The sequence below is a fragment of the Mycolicibacterium hippocampi genome, assembly GCF_010723735.1.
In the GTDB taxonomy this organism is placed as follows: Bacteria; Actinomycetota; Actinomycetes; order Mycobacteriales; family Mycobacteriaceae; genus Mycobacterium; species Mycobacterium hippocampi.
In genome coordinates this window covers 3,700,343-3,718,263 of the sequence record NZ_BLLB01000002.1, presented here as the reverse complement: position 1 = coordinate 3,718,263, position 17,921 = coordinate 3,700,343, and the positions used below count along the sequence as shown (strand labels likewise).

At 69.1% G+C, this 17,921-nt stretch carries 13 protein-coding genes and 1 riboswitch; all 13 genes read right to left on the bottom strand.

Features of this window, described 5'->3' with window-relative positions; all coding sequences use genetic code 11:
- Nucleotides 1-49: 49 nt before the first annotated feature.
- Nucleotides 50-5,548 (bottom strand): type I polyketide synthase, encoded by a 5,499-nt coding sequence (locus G6N53_RS18960; RefSeq protein WP_163890932.1) that lies wholly within the window; start codon nucleotides 5,546-5,548, stop codon nucleotides 50-52.
- Nucleotides 5,545-7,323 carry an AMP-binding protein gene (locus G6N53_RS18955; protein ID WP_163890931.1) on the bottom strand — a complete coding sequence of 593 codons (1,779 nt, stop codon included), beginning with the start codon at nucleotides 7,321-7,323 and terminating at the stop codon, nucleotides 5,545-5,547. Before G6N53_RS18955 ends, G6N53_RS18960 begins: the two co-directional genes overlap by 4 nt.
- 555 nt (nucleotides 7,324-7,878) lie before the next feature.
- Complete coding sequence (locus G6N53_RS18950) at nucleotides 7,879-8,625, bottom strand: thioesterase II family protein (RefSeq protein ID WP_163890930.1); 747 nt, start codon at nucleotides 8,623-8,625, stop codon at nucleotides 7,879-7,881.
- A gap of 46 nt (nucleotides 8,626-8,671) precedes the next feature.
- The gene (gene gcvP, locus G6N53_RS18945) at nucleotides 8,672-11,524 is read right to left on the bottom strand and encodes an aminomethyl-transferring glycine dehydrogenase (RefSeq protein ID WP_163890928.1); all 2,853 of its coding nucleotides are present in this window, start codon (nucleotides 11,522-11,524) and stop codon (nucleotides 8,672-8,674) included.
- 205 nt (nucleotides 11,525-11,729) lie between these two features.
- Nucleotides 11,730-11,827, bottom strand: a riboswitch (glycine riboswitch).
- 69 nt (nucleotides 11,828-11,896) lie between these two features.
- The gene (locus tag G6N53_RS18940) at nucleotides 11,897-12,520 is read right to left on the bottom strand and encodes a MerR family transcriptional regulator (protein WP_163890926.1); all 624 of its coding nucleotides are present in this window, start codon (nucleotides 12,518-12,520) and stop codon (nucleotides 11,897-11,899) included.
- Between the two features lie 212 nt (nucleotides 12,521-12,732).
- Entirely contained in the window at nucleotides 12,733-13,227 is a 495-nt protein-coding gene (locus tag G6N53_RS18935) for a bifunctional nuclease family protein (protein ID WP_163890924.1), read from the bottom strand.
- A gap of 103 nt (nucleotides 13,228-13,330) precedes the next feature.
- On the bottom strand, nucleotides 13,331-14,083 hold the full coding sequence (gene ftsR / locus G6N53_RS18930) for a transcriptional regulator FtsR (protein ID WP_163890922.1): 753 nt from the start codon (nucleotides 14,081-14,083) through the stop codon (nucleotides 13,331-13,333).
- A 43-nt stretch (nucleotides 14,084-14,126) separates the two neighbouring features.
- On the bottom strand, nucleotides 14,127-14,597 hold the full coding sequence (gene garA / locus G6N53_RS18925) for a glycogen accumulation regulator GarA (protein WP_163896087.1): 471 nt from the start codon (nucleotides 14,595-14,597) through the stop codon (nucleotides 14,127-14,129).
- A gap of 153 nt (nucleotides 14,598-14,750) precedes the next feature.
- Nucleotides 14,751-15,146 carry a glycine cleavage system protein GcvH gene (gene gcvH / locus G6N53_RS18920; RefSeq protein WP_163890920.1) on the bottom strand — a complete coding sequence of 132 codons (396 nt, stop codon included), beginning with the start codon at nucleotides 15,144-15,146 and terminating at the stop codon, nucleotides 14,751-14,753.
- A gap of 20 nt (nucleotides 15,147-15,166) precedes the next feature.
- A complete protein-coding gene (locus tag G6N53_RS18915) occupies nucleotides 15,167-15,961 on the bottom strand; it encodes a DUF881 domain-containing protein (RefSeq protein ID WP_163890918.1) in 795 nt (264 codons plus the stop codon).
- Nucleotides 15,962-16,000: 39 nt separating this feature from the next.
- Complete coding sequence (locus G6N53_RS18910) at nucleotides 16,001-16,333, bottom strand: small basic family protein (protein ID WP_159229958.1); 333 nt, start codon at nucleotides 16,331-16,333, stop codon at nucleotides 16,001-16,003.
- Nucleotides 16,330-17,223 carry a DUF881 domain-containing protein gene (locus G6N53_RS18905; protein WP_163890916.1) on the bottom strand — a complete coding sequence of 298 codons (894 nt, stop codon included), beginning with the start codon at nucleotides 17,221-17,223 and terminating at the stop codon, nucleotides 16,330-16,332. Before G6N53_RS18905 ends, G6N53_RS18910 begins: the two co-directional genes overlap by 4 nt.
- Nucleotides 17,224-17,251: 28 nt before the next feature.
- Nucleotides 17,252-17,920: a CDP-alcohol phosphatidyltransferase family protein gene (locus tag G6N53_RS18900; protein WP_163890914.1), complete on the bottom strand. Its 669-nt coding sequence runs from the start codon at nucleotides 17,918-17,920 to the stop codon at nucleotides 17,252-17,254.
- Nucleotide 17,921 lies beyond the last annotated feature (1 nt).

Below are 17,921 nucleotides of genomic sequence, written 5' to 3'. Positions count from 1 at the left end.
TGTTCTCGCGTGCCGGGTGAATTCGAGAAATCGAGTGTGGTGGGGGGCATCAGTTGGATTCGATACTGTCGAACAAGCTGTCCAACAGGCTGTCGGACGAGTCGTCGACCGCGTCGTCCCGGTGACCGGACTCCGTGTCGGGTGCCACCTTGTCGGCCAGGTGGATCGCCAGGGACGCGATGGTCGGATGGTTCCACAGCATCGTCGCCGACAGCTCCACCCCCGCCAGTTGCTCGACCTCACGGCGGATCGACATCGCCATCACCGAGTTCAGACCCATCTCGGCGAACGGCCGGTCCGTCTCGACTTCGCTCTCCGGGATCCGCAGCTCTTTGGCCATGATGGTGCGCAGCCCGTCCTCGAGCACGGTGTGCACCTCGGCGGCCGACATCTGTGACCACACGGGCACCTGCGTCGGGCCGGTCGCCGACTCGGCCGAAGCCGCGTCGTCGGCCGACTGCATCGGCGCCATCACCACGTGCGCGACGTCGAACGTGCTCACGTACTCCCAGGCGGCGAAGGCCTCGTCCGGGCGGATCGGCCGCGACCCGAACCGCTGCAGTTCGTCGACGACGACCTGCGCGTCGGAGCCGAAGCCGAGCCCCTGCCAGGCCACCCAGTCGAGGCTGACGGTGTGGCCACCCCGACCATGCCGGCCGCGGGCCAGACAGTCGAGGTAGGCGTTGCCCGCCGCGTAGGCGCCCTGACCGGGAACCCCGAACACGGTGCCGGCCGAGGCCGTCAGGTACAGGAAGTCCACGCTGTCCGGGGGGAACACCTCGTCGAGCAGTTCGGCGCCTGCCACCTTCGGCCACATGGTGCGCCGCAGTCGGTCGGTGGAGATGTCGGTCAACAACTGGCTCTCGGTGAGCCCGGCGGTGTGGATGACGCCGCGGATCGGTGGCGCGCCCTCGTCATCGCGTTTGGCGAGCAGTGCGGTGAGCGCCTCGCGGGAGGCGATGTCGAGCGTCGCGACCTCGACCGAGACCCCGCGCTTCTCCAGTGCCCTGATCGCGTCGACCTTGTGCCGTGCGTCGCCGTCGAGCGTCTGCCACTCGCGGCGCGGCGGCAGTGCGGTGCGCCCGGCCAGGACCAGGCGACGGGCCCCGCGGTCGGCGAGCCAGTCGGCGGTGAGCAGCCCGAGGGCTCCCATGCCACCGGTGATCAGGTAGGCGGCGTCGGGGCGGCACCGCACGGCCTCGTGCGGGCTGTCCGCGGGCTGCTCCGCCAGGGCGGCCAACGTCGGGGACAGGAACTGGCCGTCGTCGAGAACCAGGATCGACTTCGCCGGCGCGGGCAGCACGGTGGCCATCGCCGAAGCGCACGCGCCGAGGCCGGCCGGGCCCGCGATGTCGATCAGCCCGCCCCACAGCTGCGGCTCCTCGGCGCCGATGACGCCGGCCACGCCCCACAGGCAGCTCTGACGCAGCGCCTGCGCCGACTGTGCGTCGCGGACCCCTTCGGTGACGATCCACAGCCGGGGCTCGACGCTGTGGTTCCTGCCGGCCAGGCGGCGGACCAGGTCGGCCACCTCCTCGGTGAGCCGCGCCGCGCACTCGAAGTCGCTTTCGGCGCTGCCGTCCGGCCCGGCGTCGGGAACGTAGAGCACGCAGGCCGCTTCGGCCTCGTCGGCCGGCGAGTACCCCGCGTCGACGAGCCCGTCCCGCAGAGCGATCGCGGTGTCGCCCTGACCGAGCACCGCCAGGGTGGTGCCGGTCGCCGGCTGCTGCCCGGCGGTGTCCTGGACCCACGGCTGCCAGTCGAGGGCGTGCGCGACGGTGCGCGGGTCAGCGGGGGCGGAGGTCGGTTGCGCGGGTCCGGCCTGCACGTCGACATAGCGCAGCCCCCGGATGTCGACATGGGCGCTGCCGTCGGCGACGGTGACCTCTACGTCGATGACGAGGTCGTTACCGCTGTCGGAGCGGGGACGCACCGTCACCACGGCGTGGGTGTCGGTGAGCTCACCGGTCACCGACACGCTCTCGGCGCCTGCGGGAACCAGGAGGCGCTCGTCGGTGATGTCGGCGAGGCGGGCGACCTGCACGGCGGCGTCGAGTAGCGCGACCGACGAGGCGTCGGGAACGTCGACGTCGGCGCGCAGTCCACCGGGTGTGGCTTCGCAGGCCTGGATCGACCACGGGAACGGCTGGCCTTCGATGCCCCACTTGGCCTGCAGCGCGTCCACGGTGGAGCGGTCATAGCCGCGTTCGGCGCCCCGGACCTCACCGGCTTGCGTCGCCGGTTCGTCGGCTGCGGTGTCCGAACCGAGGACCGCGGAGACATGGCGGACCCAGCGGTGTGCGGCGGCGTCCGCCGACGGGGCGGACGACACCGTGATGGTCTCGCCGCTGACGACGACCTGGATCACCTGCGGCTGGCCGACGACGATCGGGTGCTCGAACCGCAGCCCCGACAGCCTGGACGCGCCGCACTCGGCGGCTGCGACCGACAACGTGCGCAGCAGCACCGACATCGGCACCACCTCGACACCCTGGATGCGGTGGAAACCCGGATACGGCTTGGCCTCCCGCACCAGCCGCGCCTGCCACAGGTGGGTGGGTGGCGTGGTGGCGACTGCGGACCGTTCGCCGAGCAGCGTTCCCGGCCGGGGCGCCGATCCGCCACGATGTTCCGGCTTGTGCACCGGCACCCAGTGCCTGGTGTGCGCCCAGGGGGTGGGCGGCAGCGCCAGATGCGGCTCGGGCGCGTGCACGGTCTCGGGCGGCTGGCTGGTGTAGGTGCTGTTGAGGTGGGTGTGGAAGGTCAGTGTCTCGTCGGTGTCCCGCAGCAGCGTGGGCACCGCCTGGTGATGCGTGGTCCCCAGCGTGTCGCTGATGCCGTAGGTGAGCAGCGGGTGCGGCGAGACCTCGACGAAAGTTCCGTGCTCGGTCCCCGCGGCCACCACCGCCTGGTGGAAGCGGACCGGATTGCGCAGGTTGTCGACCCAGTAGTCGGCGTCGAACACCGGCTCGGGTCCGTCGTGGTCCCGGGTCGTGGTGATCAGCGGGATCGTCGGGACCGCGGGCGCCAGGTCCTGCAACGCGGCGCGAAGGTCCGGCAGGATCGGGTCGATGGTCGGGTGATGGGACGCGACGTCCACCTCGATGCGACGGGCCAACCGATCCATGGCCTCGACTGCGGCCATCACCGTGTCGACCTGCTCGGGCGGTCCCGCGATCACCGTCTGGCGCGGCGAGGCGTGGACGGCGAGAGTGACCTCGGGGTAGTCGACGAGGAGCTCGGCAGCGGCCTCCGGGTCGAGCTCGATCAGCGCCATCGCACCCTGGCCGGACAAACGCGACATCAGCCGTGACCGGGTGGCGATCACGCGCAGCCCGTCGGCGGTGCTCAGCGCACCCGACACCACAGCCGCGGCGACTTCACCCATCGAGTGCCCGATCACCGCGTCGGGGTGGACCCCGTAGGAGCGCCACAACGAGGTGAGAGCCAACTGCACGCCGACCAGAACCGGCTGAATCCTGGCGATGCCGCTCACCGGTTCGCCACCGGCGAGGACTTCGTGCAGGGAGAAACCGACCTGCTCGACGAACACCGGTTCCAGCTCCGCCACCGCGGCCGCGAACGCCGGCTCGTCGACGAGCAGTTGCCGGCCCATGCCGGCCCACTGGGAACCCTGGCCGGAGTAGACGAACACCGTCCCCGGCTTGCAGGAACCGTCGCGCGGGCCGACGACGCCGGGCGCGGGCTGTCCCGCGGCCAGCGCCTGCAGACCGGCCAGCGCGTCCGCCCGGTCCCGGGCGCAGACCGTGGCGAACTTGGCCTGCCGGCCACGATGATGGTTCAGCGCGTGCGCGATCTGCGGGAGCGTCGCGGATGCCCCGGCGCCGGCCATCCACTCGGCCAGCGTTGCCGCCGTCGCCGCGATGCGCTGCGGCGTCTTGCCGGAGACCACCAGCGTGGTCATCGACGGACCGTCAGCGTCGATGTCGGCGCCGGCGTCGATGGTCGCGGTGGGCGCCTGCTCGAGCACGATGTGGGCGTTGGTGCCGCCGAAGCCGAACGACGACACACCCGCGCGGCGCGGGCGGCCCGTCGCCGCCCAGTCGGTGGGCTCGGCGACGACCTTGAGTCGCAGCTTGTCGAACGGGATGTGCGGGTTGGGGGTCTCGTAGCCGAGATTGGCCGGGAGGCGGCCGTGTTGCAGGGCCAGCACCGTCTTGGCGAAACCAGCGATGCCCGCCGCCGCCTCGGTGTGCCCGAGATTGGATTTGATCGCACCGATCAACAACGGTGCGTCGGCGGCGCGCCCCCGACCGAGCACCGTGCCCAGCGCACGCGCCTCGATCGGGTCACCCAGGAGGGTTCCGGTGCCGTGGGCCTCGACGTAGTCGACCTCGCGCGGCTCCACCCCGGCCGCGGTGTACGCGGTGCGCAGCACCGCCATCTGGGCAGCCGGGTTCGGCGCCATCAGGCCGTTGGACCGGCCGTCCTGGTTCACCGCCGAGCCGCGCACCACTGCCAGGATCCGGTCCCCGTCGCGCTCGGCGTCGGAGAGCCGTTTGAGGACCGCGACCCCGCAGCCCTCACCCCGCACGAAACCGTCGGCGCGGGCGTCGAAGGCATGACAGCGCCCCGACTGCGACATCGCCTCGGCCTCGTCGAAGCTGCGGGTGACCGCCGGCGACAGAAGCACGTTCACCCCGGCCGCCAGCGCCAGATCCGAATCTCCGGTACGCAGGCTCTGGCAGGCCAGGTGCACCGCCACCAGGGACGAGGAGCAGGCGGTGTCCACGGTGACCGAGGGGCCCCGTAGATCGAAGTAGTACGACACCCGGTTGGAGATGACGCTCAGCGCGCCTCCGGTGCCGGAGTAGGCGTTGACCTGGGCGAGGTCCATCGACGCCAAGACCCCGTACTCGCCGAGGCAGGCGCCGGTGAATACGCCGGTCTGGGTGTGACGCAGTGAATCCGGCCGGATCCCGGCGTGCTCGATGGCCTCGTGCGCGACCTCCAGCAGCAGCCGCTGCTGCGGATCCATCTTGTCCGCCTCGTTGGGCGAGATGTCGAAGAACTCCGCGTCGAACTGGTCGATGTCCGACAGGAACGAGCCCCACCGGGTGGTGCCGGCCATCGCCGCGGCCCCCTCCGGAGAGCCGTCGTCGAACCACTCCCATCGCCACGACGGCACCTCACCGACTGCCGAGCGACCCTCGGAGAGAAACTCCCAGAGCTCGTCCGGGCCGTGGATGTCGCCCGGGAACCGGCACCCCAGACCGATCACCGCGATCGACTCCTCGGTCGAGGAGCGGTGCGTGGGCGATGCGTCGGCGACCGCGTCGACCTCACCGCCGGTGAGGAACTTGGCCAAGGCGTTGATCGTCGGGTACTGCCAGAACTCCACCGGGGACACCGTGCGGCCCAGCAGTTCCGACAGCTCACCGGTGAGTACCACCGCATCGCTGGAGCCGACCGCAAGGTCGTTCAGCGGTGCGTCGAAATCGATTTCGTCGGGGCTGCAACCGATATTGGTGACGAGATAGTCGACCAACCAGTTCCGAAGAGAATCCTCGTCGAAAGCAGAGGTCATGTAGTGACGTCCAAACGGCTGAACTCGTCCTGGCGGTAGCGATCCACGCAGGCCGAGCGCCGTATCTTGCCGCTGGTTGTGATCGGGATCGAGCCCGGCGCCACCAGCACCAGGTCGGACACCCGAACGCTGTGGGACTTCTTGATCGCCGAGGTGACCTCGCGCTTGACTGCGCGCAGCGTGTCGAGCGCCTCGTCTTCGGAGTTGCCGCGCTTCTTCATCTCCACGACCGCGACCAGCTGCTCGCTGGTGTCGTCCAGGATCGAGATGGCCGCGACCCGGCCGCCGGTGATCTCCTGGATGGTCGCCTCGATGTCGTCCGGATAGTGATTGCGTCCGTCGACGATCAGCAGATCCTTGATGCGGCCGATGATGAACATCTCACCCTCGGACATGACACCGAGGTCACCGGTGCGCAGCCAGGTGTTCTGCGGGGTGCCGGGCGACGGGTCGACGATCTCGCCGCCGAACGTGCGCTCGGTCGCCTGCGGGTTGCGCCAGTAGCCGGTGGCCACCTGCTCGCCGTGGACCCAGATCTCGCCGATCCGGCCGTCCGGGTTCTCCAGGCGCGTCTCGGGGTCGACGATGCGTACGGTCGACGACCTCGGGGCGCCGTAGCTCACCAGCTCCGAGCCGCCCTCGACACCGCAGCGCTTCGCGTGCCCGGCGGACAGCTTCTCGTAGTCGAACCGCACCGTCGCGGGCGAGTGCCCGGAGGGCGCCGAGATCACGTACAGCGTGGCTTCTGCCAGGCCGTAGGAGGGGCGCACGGTGGTGTCGGGCATGTTGAACTTCGCGAAGCGCTCGTTGAAGCGCCGGATGGTCTGGGAATGGATCCGCTCGCTGCCGCTGATGATGCCCAGCACGCCCCCGAGGTCCATGCCCTCCAGGTCGGCATCGGTGGTGCGGCGCACCGAGAGCTCGAACGCGAAGTTCGGCGCAGCCGACCACGAATGGGTGTTGAGCGCGAGCTGCTGGATCCAGCGGGCAGGCTTCTGCAGGAACGCCACCGGGCTCATCAGCACCGCGGGCCGGCCCCAGGATCCGTTCGGGCCGTCCGGCGGGCACAGCAGGGACGCGAAGACACCCTGGATGAGGCCCATGTCGTGGTAGAAGGGCAGCCAGGAGACCATCGTGGTGTCCTGTGGCGGCACCCCGCCGCGGTGCTCCATGTAGTCGGTGAAGATCTGGTCGAGATTGGCGATCACGTTCCGGTGGGTCATGATCACGCCGGCGGGCGCACGGGTGGAGCCCGACGTGTACTGCAGGTAGGCGGTCTTGGGCAGCGGCCCGACGTTGACCTCGACCTCGCGCGGCGAGTCGAAGTCCAGCGCGTCGACCTCGACGACCACCGGGGCCACCCCGCCGGGCTGGGCGCCGACGTAGTTCATGATCTCGCCGACCACGGCGGAGGTGGTCAGGACGGCGACCGGCTGGCAGTCGCGCAACGCGCCGTTGACCCGCTCGTCGAGTTGGCCCATCGCGGGCACCGGCAGCGGCACGGCGATGAAGCCGGCGGTCATGGCGCCGTAGAAGGCGATGATGTATTCCAGACCCTGCGGCGCCAGGATGGCGGCGCGGTCACCCTTGGAGCCGTGGCGCAGCAGTTCCTCTGCGACGACCTGGACTCGGTGGTACATCTGGGACCAGGTCAGGCTCTCGGCGAATCCTGCGGGATCGACGTCGTGGTCGATGAAGGTATAGGCAACGTCATCGGGCTGGGTCCGCGCGCGATCCGCGAGCAAGCCAGGAATGGTCGACTCGAGCAACGGCATGGCGACGTCCTTTCATCAATATTTCTGCGTCCCGGCTACGTTGCCGTGGATGGCAAACCGATCCGCAGCCCGTGGCCGCGCATCCCCCCGCTCGACCCGAAGGCTAACACCGAGCCGTCAATAATGTCGTCTAATCCGAGGAAGGATTAGACCACGAATTGCTTGCCAGAGGGAAGCGGGCTGTTTGGGGCGGATTTCGCCGGCAGTGTGCAAACGCCAGTACGCAATTTATTCCCGGAGCCGGCATGTCAGTTTTGCCAGGTCGTGGAACGCCCCACCTAGTCCCCCGGTTTCCCGTTGCTCCGGCCTGCGGATGCCCGGTACGCGAGCACGTGGCCAGGGCGGTCGAAAACAGTGCTCCCATCGTCTTGACGCGCACGTAAAGGGTTTGCGGAGATTGCACCGTCGTGTCGAGTTTTTTCCTGACTCTTCGGTAAGAACCAGGGGTTTTGGGTTCTTCCAGCGGGCACAGCAGGCCGCGATTCTGTGTGCGCGCGTGTGCTCACGGCCGGTCACAGCGACGTCACCGGGTGTGGTGAACACCACACCCGGTGTTCACGCCGGACGCGCGATGCGATCCCAGATCTTCTGCTCGACCTCGGGTACCAGGGCGCCCAGATGGTCGTTGAGATAGAAGTGGTGGCCCTTGAACTCCCGCATGGTGAACGCCGCTGTGGTGCGCTCCGACCACGGCGTCACCTTCTCGGCGGTGGCGATCTCGTCGTCGTCTCCGTAGAACACGTGGATCGGGCAGGACAGCGTCACCTCGGCGGGACAGTTGTAGTTCGCGATCGCCTTGAGCCCCCGCAGGGTGGGCAGGATCGACGCAGCGAACTCGGGGTTCTGCATGAACTCCGGGCTGGCGCCGGTCAGCGTGCTGACCGCGGCCAGGAGGCCTTCGTCGTCTTCGGGGATGTCGTCGTAACCGACTCTTCCCGGCGCGGCGCACGCCGAGACGAACAGCGCGGCGATCGGCCTGCCGGCGGCTTCGAAGCGGCGGGCGACCTCGAAGGCCAGCAGTCCTCCCATGCTGTGGCCGAAGAAGGCGATCGGCGGGCCGTCGACGCCGCCTTCTTTGTCCGGCGAGACCATCTTGCAGACCTCGTCGGCCAGCGCCGGCAAGCTGGTGAACGACGCGAAGTCCTGCTTGCCTCGCTGCCCCGGGTACTGCACGGCCACCCGCTTGATGTCGGTGGTGAACGTCTTGGCGAACGGCACGTAGTACTGAGCCGACCCCCCGGCATGCGGGAAGATGAACAGCTTCGGCTGAGTCTCCGCAGTCACTTGCGCACCTCCGGTCATGCGGTCACTCTATCGTCAGGCGCCGTGTCCACCCGTCGGTCGGGTGTCAGGCGAACGCCTCCACCGGCGGGCACGAACAGACCAGGTTGCGGTCGCCGTACGCGCCGTCGATGCGGCGTACCGGTGGCCAGACCTTCGGCCGGAACGACGCGCCCAGCGGGTAGGCCGCCTGCTCCCGGGTGTAGGGGTGGTTCCACTCGGCGACCAGGAGGCTCTCCGCGGTGTGCGGTGCCCCGCGCAGCGGGTTGTCCTCTGCCGGCCACGCGCCGGACCCGACCTGATCGATCTCGGCCCGGATTGCGATCATCGCCTCGCAGAACGCGTCGATCTCGGTCAACGACTCGCTTTCGGTGGGCTCCACCATCAAGGTGCCCGCCACCGGGAAGCTCATCGTCGGCGCGTGGAAACCGTAATCCGCCAACCGCTTCGCCACGTCGTCGACGGTGACGCCGGTGGTCTTGGTGATGGTCCGCAGGTCGAGGATGCACTCGTGGGCGACCATGCCGTTCTCGCCGGTGTAGAGCACCGGGTAGTACTCGTCGAGTCGGCGGGCGATGTAGTTGGCCGATGCGATCGCCACCAGCGAGGCCGCACGCAGGCCCTGGGCGCCCATCATCCGGATGTAGGCCCACGTGATCGGCAGGATCGACGCAGATCCGTAGGGGGCTGCAGACACCGTGCGCTCGTGGGCCAGTTCGGCGGCCAGGGGGTGCCCAGGCAGGTACGGGGCCAGGTGGCTGCGCACGGCGACCGGGCCGACGCCGGGGCCACCGCCACCGTGCGGGATGCAGAAGGTCTTGTGCAGGTTCAGGTGGCTGACGTCGCCACCGAAGCGGCCCGGGCGGGCGAGGCCGACCAGCGCATTGAGGTTCGCGCCGTCGACGTAGACCTGACCACCCGCGTCGTGCACCGCAGCACAGATGTCGGCGATGTCGTGTTCGTACACCCCGTGCGTGGACGGGTAGGTGATCATCAACGCGGACAGCCGATCTGCGTACTCGGCGACTTTGGCGCGCAGGTCGTCGAGGTCGACGTCACCGTTCGCCCGACACGCGACGACCACCACCTTCATCCCGACCATGGCGGCGGAGGCGGCATTGGTGCCGTGGGCACTGGACGGGATCAGGCAGACGTCGCGGCCGGTGTCCCCTCGCGCCGCATGGTAGGCCTGGATCGCCAGCAGACCCGCGTACTCCCCCTGCGATCCGGCGTTCGGTTGCAGCGAGACCTCGTCGTAGCCGGTGATACCGCTGAGCCAGGACTGCAGGTCGGCGATCAGCCGGCGCAGGCCCGGGGTGTCCGAGGCCGGCGCGAACGGGTGCTGGCGGGCGAACTCGGACCAGGTGATGGGCTCCATCTCGGCAGCCGCATTGAGCTTCATCGTGCACGAACCGAGCGGAATCATGCTTCGGTCCAGCGCGATGTCCTTGTCGGCAAGCGAGCGCAGGTACCGCATCATCTCGGTCTCGGTGCGGTACCTGTGGAACGCGGGATGGGTGAGGAACTCCGAGGTCCTGGTGGCGATGTCGGCACCCACAAAATCCGCGCGGTCGCCGGCCGACCCGGAGAAGGCGTCCAGCACTGCCGAGACGTGGTCGCCCGTGGTCGCCTCGTCGCAGGTCACCGAGACGTGGTCGTCGTCGACCACCCAGATGTTGATGCCGTGTTCCTTGGCCGCCGCCTGCACCTCGCGGGCGCGTGCCGGCACCCGTGCGAGCACCGTGTCGAAGAACGAGTCGTGCACCACCTCGACGCCTGCCGCGGCCAGACCGGCGGCCAGCGAACCGGCATGGCGGTGCACCCGGTTCGCGATGGCGGTCAGGCCGGCCGCGCCGTGGTAGCTCGCGTACATGGCTGCCATCACGGCCAGCAGCACCTGCGCGGTGCAGATGTTGCTGGTGGCCTTGTCCCGGCGGATGTGCTGTTCGCGGGTCTGCAATGCCAACCGGTACGCCGGCGACCCGTCGGCGTCCTTGGACACCCCCACCAGCCGGCCGGGCAGCTGCCGGGCGTGCTTGGACTGCACCGCCAGATAACCCGCGTGCGGACCGCCGAATCCCATTGGCACGCCGAAGCGTTGGGTGCTGCCGAAGGCGACGTCGGCATCGATCTCACCGGGAGGGGTGACCAGTGTCAACGCCAGGAGATCAGCTCCGACGGCCACCAGGGCGCCACGTTCGTGCGCTTGACCGACCAGTCCGCTCCAATCGTCGACGGCGCCGCTGGCGCCCGGCAGCTGGGTGATCACGCCGAAGAAGTCGCCGTCGGGCAGGCCGTCGCGCAGATCGGCGGTGACGATCTCGATTCCCAGCGGTTCGGCACGGGTCGCGAGGATCGCGGCGGTCTGCGCATAGACGTCGTTGTGGACGGCGATCCGGTTGCTCGACCCGCGCGCCGCGCGGTGCATGAGCGTCATCGCCTCCGCGGCGGCGGTCCCCTCGTCGAGCATCGACGCGTTGGCGACCTCCAGAGCCGTCAGGTCGGTGACCATCGTCTGGAAGTTCAGCAGTGCCTCGAGTCGGCCCTGGCTGATCTCGGGCTGATAGGGCGTGTACGCCGTGTACCAGGCCGGGTTCTCGAGGATGTTCCGTCGCAGCACCGGTGGCGTGAGGGTGTCGAAGTAGCCCTGGCCGATCATCGACACCGCGACGGTGTTCGAGTCGGCCAGCGCGCGCAGCTCTGCCAGTGCTTCGGCCTCGGTGGCCGCCGGCGGCAGCAGCTCCAGCCCCGGAGCGATGCCGTCTGTGGTCACCGGGTCGAAGATGGCGGCGGGCACCGCCTTGGCGGCGAGTTCATCGAGCGAGGCGACGCCGATCGTGCCCAGCAGCGTGGCCACGGCCCGGGCATCCGGCCCGATGTGCCGGTCGACGAAACCGAGTTCGGAGGTGGTATCGGACATGACTGACATCTCCCGACGATTGCCGCGGGCGCGAGGAGCGCATGCGAACGGGGCTCCTCCCCCTCTGTCGTCGACCCGTACCGGGCGCCTGAGAGATTCGGCCGGACGGCTGAGACTTCAGCCGCCGTGACCTTTCCCCATGGGCGGGTGGGCCGGACCCCCAGGATCATCCGAGGGCGGGAACCACCGCTTTCCAGAGGCATCGGGGCCTCACGCGGTCCTGGGGCCTGAGAGGTTGACGGAGAGGTGTTGCTCCTTCGGCGCCCGTGGCTGGCGGCCACGGAACTCTCCCGCGTAAGGGCGATGCGCGCCTGAGTCTACCGGGAGGATCGCCGGGGCGGCGGATCCGCCGACCGGGGGGCGGGCGTCCGGTCAGCCGATCTTTCTGTCGCGATGCTTGCGACGCGACGCCAGTTCGTCCTCCGGCGCGGCGATCGACTCACCGCCGTCGGCACGCTCACCGGGGAAATCGGCGATCGCGCCGGTGAGTTCCCGCATCGCTCCGGACACCGCGATGCCGAACACTCCCTGCCCGCCCTGGAGCAGGTCGACGACTTCCTCGGCCGACGTGCACTCGTAGACCGTGGTGCCGTCGGAGAACAGCGTGATGTTGGCCAGATCCTGCACACCGCGCTGGCGTAGGTGATCGACCGCGACGCGGATGTTGTGCAGCGAGATGCCGGTGTCGAGGAGGCGCTTGACGATCTTGAGCACCAGGATGTCCTTGAACGAGTACAGCCGTTGGCTGCCCGACCCCGCCGCGCCCCGGATCGACGGCACCACCAGGGAGGTGCGAGCCCAGTAGTCCAATTGGCGGTAGGTGATCCCGGCGATCTGGCAGGCGCTGGGCCCGCGGTACCCGACGAGCTCGTCGGGAACCGAATCGTCGGGGAACAGACCGCCCTGAACGGGCTCGGAGACCACCCGAGAGGAGCTTTCCGCCGGCGGGGCGCCGGTGGTCAGGTCCAGTTCCTCCTGGCGTGGCGTGTCTCCCACTTGTCGAATCCTCTCGCCATAAACCCGCGCCCTGACCTACGAGGCGCACGTGAACCCCGGTCCGAACTGTGTTTGAGCATACGCTTGGGGGCCTGTCCTGACTGCCCGTCGCGACCAAGTATGGCTGCCCGATTCGGCCCCGGCGGAAACGCCGCCCGCGTGTCGAGTCCGACGAGACGCATCCGTGACCATCCCGGCCGCGGAAGTGCGCGCTAGGTGGCTTTGAAATCGTCGGGCGAGACGCTGTCGAGAAACTCCTTGAACTTCTCGACCTCGTCCTCACGCACGGCGCCGCCGGCTTCGTCGTCACCCTCGTCGGGGATCAGCAGCCCGGCCTCCGCGAGGACCGCCTCTTCGACGTAGATGGGAACACCCACCCGCAACGCGATGGCCACCGAATCCGACGGACGTGCCGACACCTTGATGTCGCGATCGAAGATCAGATCCGCGTAGAAGGTGCCCTCCTGCAGGTCGACGATGCGGACCTCTTTGAGTGAATGGCCAAGCGCGCCAATGAGGTCGCGGATCAGGTCGTGGGTCAGCGGTCGAGCGGGCTCGACGCCCTGCTGTTCCAGCGCGATGGCGGCGGCCTCCGACTGGCCGATCCAGATCGGCAGGTAGCGGTCACCGTTCGACTCCCGCAGCAGCAGAACGGGCTGGTTCTGGGGCTGCTCGACCCGAATGCCGATCACACGAACCTCACCCATCTGTGCCTGCCCTCCGCACCGGTGTGCTGCTCAATTCAATCCGAGCCGAGTATTGCCCGGGTGCCACGAATTCATCGAGAACCCGCCACCGCGAGTCTAGTCCTCAGCGATCCAGAACGTCGCGTACGGCCGACTTGATCAACGACGTGTGCAACGTGATGGCCAGAGCCGCCACCTCGCGCGCCAGATCGTCGGCCCGGTCCCGCGCACCCGCCTTGTTCGCCTTGACCACCGGACCCGCGATCTGGGCAATCAGATCGGACTGCCGGTCGGCAGCGGACCGAAAAGCCCGCAGATGCCGCGGCTCCACGCCGTAGTCGGCGAGGGCGCGGGCACATTGGGCGATCACGACGGAATGCTCGTCGAACAGGACGGTGCTGCCGCCCTTGAAGATCGGTGTGATCACCCCCGCCTTGACCAGCGAGGTGAGCAGACCGTCGTCGACGCCGGAACGTTCCAGCAGGTCGTCGCGGCTCAACCGGGCCTGCGTCGGCGCGACCGCGGCACGGCCCGCCGAGGTGTCGACGGCGCCGTCGGCGACAGTTGTCAGGCGCGGCGTCCCGTACCCCGACCCGGCATGCGGCAGCTCACCGTCGGGCTGCGCGTCGAGTTGCGCCTTGATGACCTTCAGCGGCAGGTACTGGTCACGCTGGGCGGTGAGGATGAACCGCAGGCGGGCACAGTCGTAGGCGGTGAACCGCCGGTACCCCGACGCGGTGCGTTCCGGGGTGACCAGGCCTTCGGCTTCCAGGAAGCGGATCTTGGAGATCGTCACGTCGGGGAAGTCGCTGCGCAGCAGGTCGAGGACGGCACCGATGGACATCCCGCTGAGTCCGGCGGCGTCGGGTTGTGTCATCGGGTCGTCGTGCGGTGATCGTGGTGTCGGTTGCGGCGGCCAGTCAGCCGGCGGCGCCGTCGTCGCCCTTCGGCCCGGTGAGGAACACCAGGCGGAACTTTCCGATCTGCACCTCGTCGCCATTGGCCAGCACTGCCGAATCCACCGGTTCCCGGTTGACGTAGGTGCCGTTGAGGCTGCCCACGTCGACGACCTGGAATTCGCCACTCTCGAGCCGGAACTCGGCGTGCCGGCGGCTCACGGTGACGTCGTCGAGGAAGATGTCGCTGTCGGGGTGCCGACCGGCCGAGGTGGTGGGCTGGTCGAGCAGGAACCGCGACCCGGCGTTGGGGCCGCGCTTGACGACCAGGAGTGCCGAACCGACCGGTAGTCCTTCGACCCCGGAAACCGCGCTCTCGCCGCCTGGAGCCGGTGGTGCGTCCAGTTCGCTGAGGAAGTCGGCGCGGAACACCGATGTCGTCTCCACGGTGACCTCGTCAGAGTCAGCCCCAGAGTTCAAGTCCTTGTCCGTCACCCGCTGCTCCTCACTGGCTGCTGTGGCGATATCCGGCCGGAACTCCCAGCCGTCGCGCCGCTGGTGTCGACCGTACCGCGCAGTGGACTCAGTTGTGTCCACCACTGCCGGATCCGCGCGTTGCGATCCCGTCTGCTCGACCCTAACAACACTTCAGTCGGTCACGTGGCCGCGGTAGCCCTCCGCGTCCATCAGCTCCCCGAGGCCGGCCTCCAGCGCTCCCCTGTCGGCCTGGAGTTCGACCAGCCAGCCCGCGCCGTACGGATCGGAATTGACCAGCTGCGGGTTGCCGTCCAGATCACTGTTGACCGCAACGACTTTCGCGGTGATGGGGGCGTACAGGTCGGATACCGATTTGGTCGACTCCACCTCACCGAAAGACTCGCCGGAGGTGACCTCGGTTCCCACGTCGGGCAGCTGGACGAACACCACGTCTCCCAGTGCGGACTGCGCGAAGTCGGTGACACCCACGCGCACCGTGTCGTCGCCGGTTCGCTGCACCCACTCGTGTTCGGCGGTGTAGGACAGCTCGGCGGGGATCTCGCTCACGGCGCTCCTCTGGTTCTGGTCTATTTGACGGGCTGAGCGTATTGGCGGGGTTTCGGTTGCCGCAAGGCGGTGACGTCGACTCGGTCGGATTGTTGTATCACCATCCTGCCGCCGACGCGCTCGATGCTGTCCATCGCGCCGCCCGGGATGTTCATCGCGGCCGCCAATGTGGGCGGATCGCCAATGGCGAGAACCGAATACGGTGGCTTGACCGTCGTGGTGTCGGCAACCAGTGCGCCCGGGGTGCCCACCACCCAGGTGTCGACTCCGACCCGCACTGAGACCTGCTCACCGCGCTGTCCGCCGCGGATCTCCATCGCCTCGGCGCCGGCCGCACGCAACTCGTTGATCACGTCGAGCATCGTCTCGGAGGAGACGCCCCGCGCGGGATCCTCGATGGTCAGCGTCACCCCCGGCCCGGTGGCGGGCACGGTACCGATCATGATCGACAACGCCGCGAGCCGTGCGCTGGCGTTCTCGATCGCCGCCTGATCGCTGCTGCCGGTTGCCCGCAGCTGGGCCAGCGTCCGCTGCAGCTCGGCCACCTCGGTGTTCAGCGCGGCGTCGCGCTGCTGCAGCGAGTCCAGCAACAACAGCAGGTCTGCCGGGCGGGCCGTGTCCAGCGAGTCCCCCGACTCGGTCTGGCGGACCTGGGTGGCGATCGCCACACCCAGCAGCAGGCACAGCAGCACGGCCAGCACCCCGAAGACGACCTGTGAGCGCCCGCGGGACACCCTGCCCGGCGCGCCACCGGCGTGCAGCTCGTGGCGGCCGTGATGGGACTCGGCGGCGTGCTGCGGATGCTCGGTACTCACCGGGGTCCTCTGCTCTTCGCGCAAGCGCTCATCGCCGCCTCACGCCCCGAACAGCCTGCGCCGCAGCGCGGCGGCGTTGCCGAAGATCCGGATACCGAGCACCACGATGATCGCGGTGGACAGCTGGGTGCCGACACCCAGCTGGTCGCCGACGTACACGATCAGCGCGGCCACCAGGACATTGAAGACGAACGACACGACGAACACCTTGGAGTCGAAAATCCGTTCCAGGTAGGCCCGCAGCCCACCGAACACCGCGTCGAGGGCCGCGACCACCGCGATCGGCAGGTAGGGCGCGACGACGTCGGGAACACTGGGATGGAAGACGACACCGAGGACGATGCCGACGACGAGGGCGAGGATTCCGATCAATTGGGTCCACTCTGTCGGGCGAAGTTGATGTCCCGAACCGACGCTGCCGGCAGGGCCAGGCCGTCACCACCGGCAACCGCGACCCCGACGCCGTAGGACATCTCCAGCAGTCGCAGCCGCCGGAGGCCGGCGCTGCGGTCGAACGTGTCCTGCATCGCATGCGGCGGGCCCACCGCGAGGATGACATAGGGACTGGTGATCGGCTGGTTGTCGACCAGGATGCCGCCGCCGGCCTGACGGATCGTCACGTTCGGCCCGATGCGCACCCCGCCCACCGAGATGGCCTCGGCGCCGCTGACCCACAGCGAGTTCACGACCAGTTGCAGGTCGCGGTCGAGGATCACCTGCGGGCTCCCGTCGACCCGCTGTTCGGAGACGTCGGTGAGATCGGGTGAGACGCCCGGGTCGGTGACCGTGACGGTCAGCCCCGGCCCGATCACCGGGATCGCCGCAGCGGCGGCGTTGGCCTGGTCGAGGTCGGCGAGCAGCCTGCGGCCGGCGGCATCACCATCGAGACGGCTGCGCCGTGCTGCGTCCACCTCGGCAGCCAGGCGGTCGCGCCGGTCCGCGAGCTGCGCTGCCTGCGTCTCGGCAGAACGCACGTTGCCAGCCAACACCTGCTGTGATTCGCGCACCCCCGGCGCGGTGGTCTGCCCCTGCGACCACGCCAGCGTGAACACGGCCACCACCACCGCCGCCGCAAGCACCTGCCAGGTCCGTTCGGCGGCCTTGCCCCGTCGCCCCTCGGCGGTCGCCGCTGCGGCATATCCGGGGTCGAGGTGGTCGGAGAGCAACGACCGCAGCAGCGACGGCACCGGGATCAGCGTCGGTCGGCCCGCCTCGTGGGTGTTCCGTCCCGAGTCGGGGTCGAACCCCCCCAAGGTGTTCATGAGTTGATTATTCGCCCCCCGGCGTCGCTCATGGGTCAGACGTCCCCGTCGGCATCGTTGTTGTCGGCACACTTCTTGTCGGCACGGTTCGCATCACCATGCCCACTTGGATCAGGTAGAGGATCCCCGACCACAGATACAGGGCCATGCCCCAGATCAGAAAGCCCCACCCGCACGCCAGCACCACCCGGGCCCACAGTGCGTCGTACTGGCCGAGCAGCACCAATGGCAGGCCGGACATCAGTGCGAACGTCGCCGCCTTGCCGAGGTAGGTGACCGGAAGCGCCGCCAGGCCGCGGCTGCGCAACAGCGGCAGGGTCGCGGCCAGTACCAGGTCCCGCCCGAGCAGCAGCGCCACGATCCACCACGGGATCACCCCGGCCACAGCCAGCGCGATCGGCACCACCACCATGTAGATCCGGTCCACCGCCGGATCGAGCAGCGCGCCCAGCCGCGAGGACTGGTTGTCCACCAGCCGCGCGATCTTGCCGTCCGCCCAGTCCGACGCGCCGCTGAACATCAGCACGGCCACCGCCCAGCCCGTCGCGTCGGCGGCCAGCAGCAGGTACAGGAAGACCGGTACCAGCGCCAACCGGATGGCCGACAGGATGTTGGGCACCGTCAGTACCCGATCCTGCGGCAGCACGTCCCCGGTCGCGGCGTCCCCGCCTGCCGAATCGCCCGCGGCCCTGGCCATC

Excerpts from the sequence above, each read along its gene's own strand:
- G6N53_RS18960 (WP_163890932.1), bottom strand. The coding sequence starts at position 5,548 with ATGACCTCTGCTTTCGACGAGGATTCTCTTCGGAACTGGTTGGTCGAC.
- G6N53_RS18955 (WP_163890931.1), bottom strand. The coding sequence starts at position 7,323 with ATGCCGTTGCTCGAGTCGACCATTCCTGGCTTGCTCGCGGATCGCGCG.
- G6N53_RS18950 (WP_163890930.1), bottom strand. The coding sequence starts at position 8,625 with ATGACCGGAGGTGCGCAAGTGACTGCGGAGACTCAGCCGAAGCTGTTC.
- gcvP (WP_163890928.1), bottom strand. The coding sequence starts at position 11,524 with ATGTCCGATACCACCTCCGAACTCGGTTTCGTCGACCGGCACATCGGG.
- G6N53_RS18935 (WP_163890924.1), bottom strand. The coding sequence starts at position 13,227 with ATGGGTGAGGTTCGTGTGATCGGCATTCGGGTCGAGCAGCCCCAGAAC.
- ftsR (WP_163890922.1), bottom strand. The coding sequence starts at position 14,083 with ATGACACAACCCGACGCCGCCGGACTCAGCGGGATGTCCATCGGTGCC.
- G6N53_RS18905 (WP_163890916.1), bottom strand. The coding sequence starts at position 17,223 with ATGAACACCTTGGGGGGGTTCGACCCCGACTCGGGACGGAACACCCAC.
- G6N53_RS18900 (WP_163890914.1), bottom strand. The coding sequence starts at position 17,920 with ATGGCCAGGGCCGCGGGCGATTCGGCAGGCGGGGACGCCGCGACCGGG.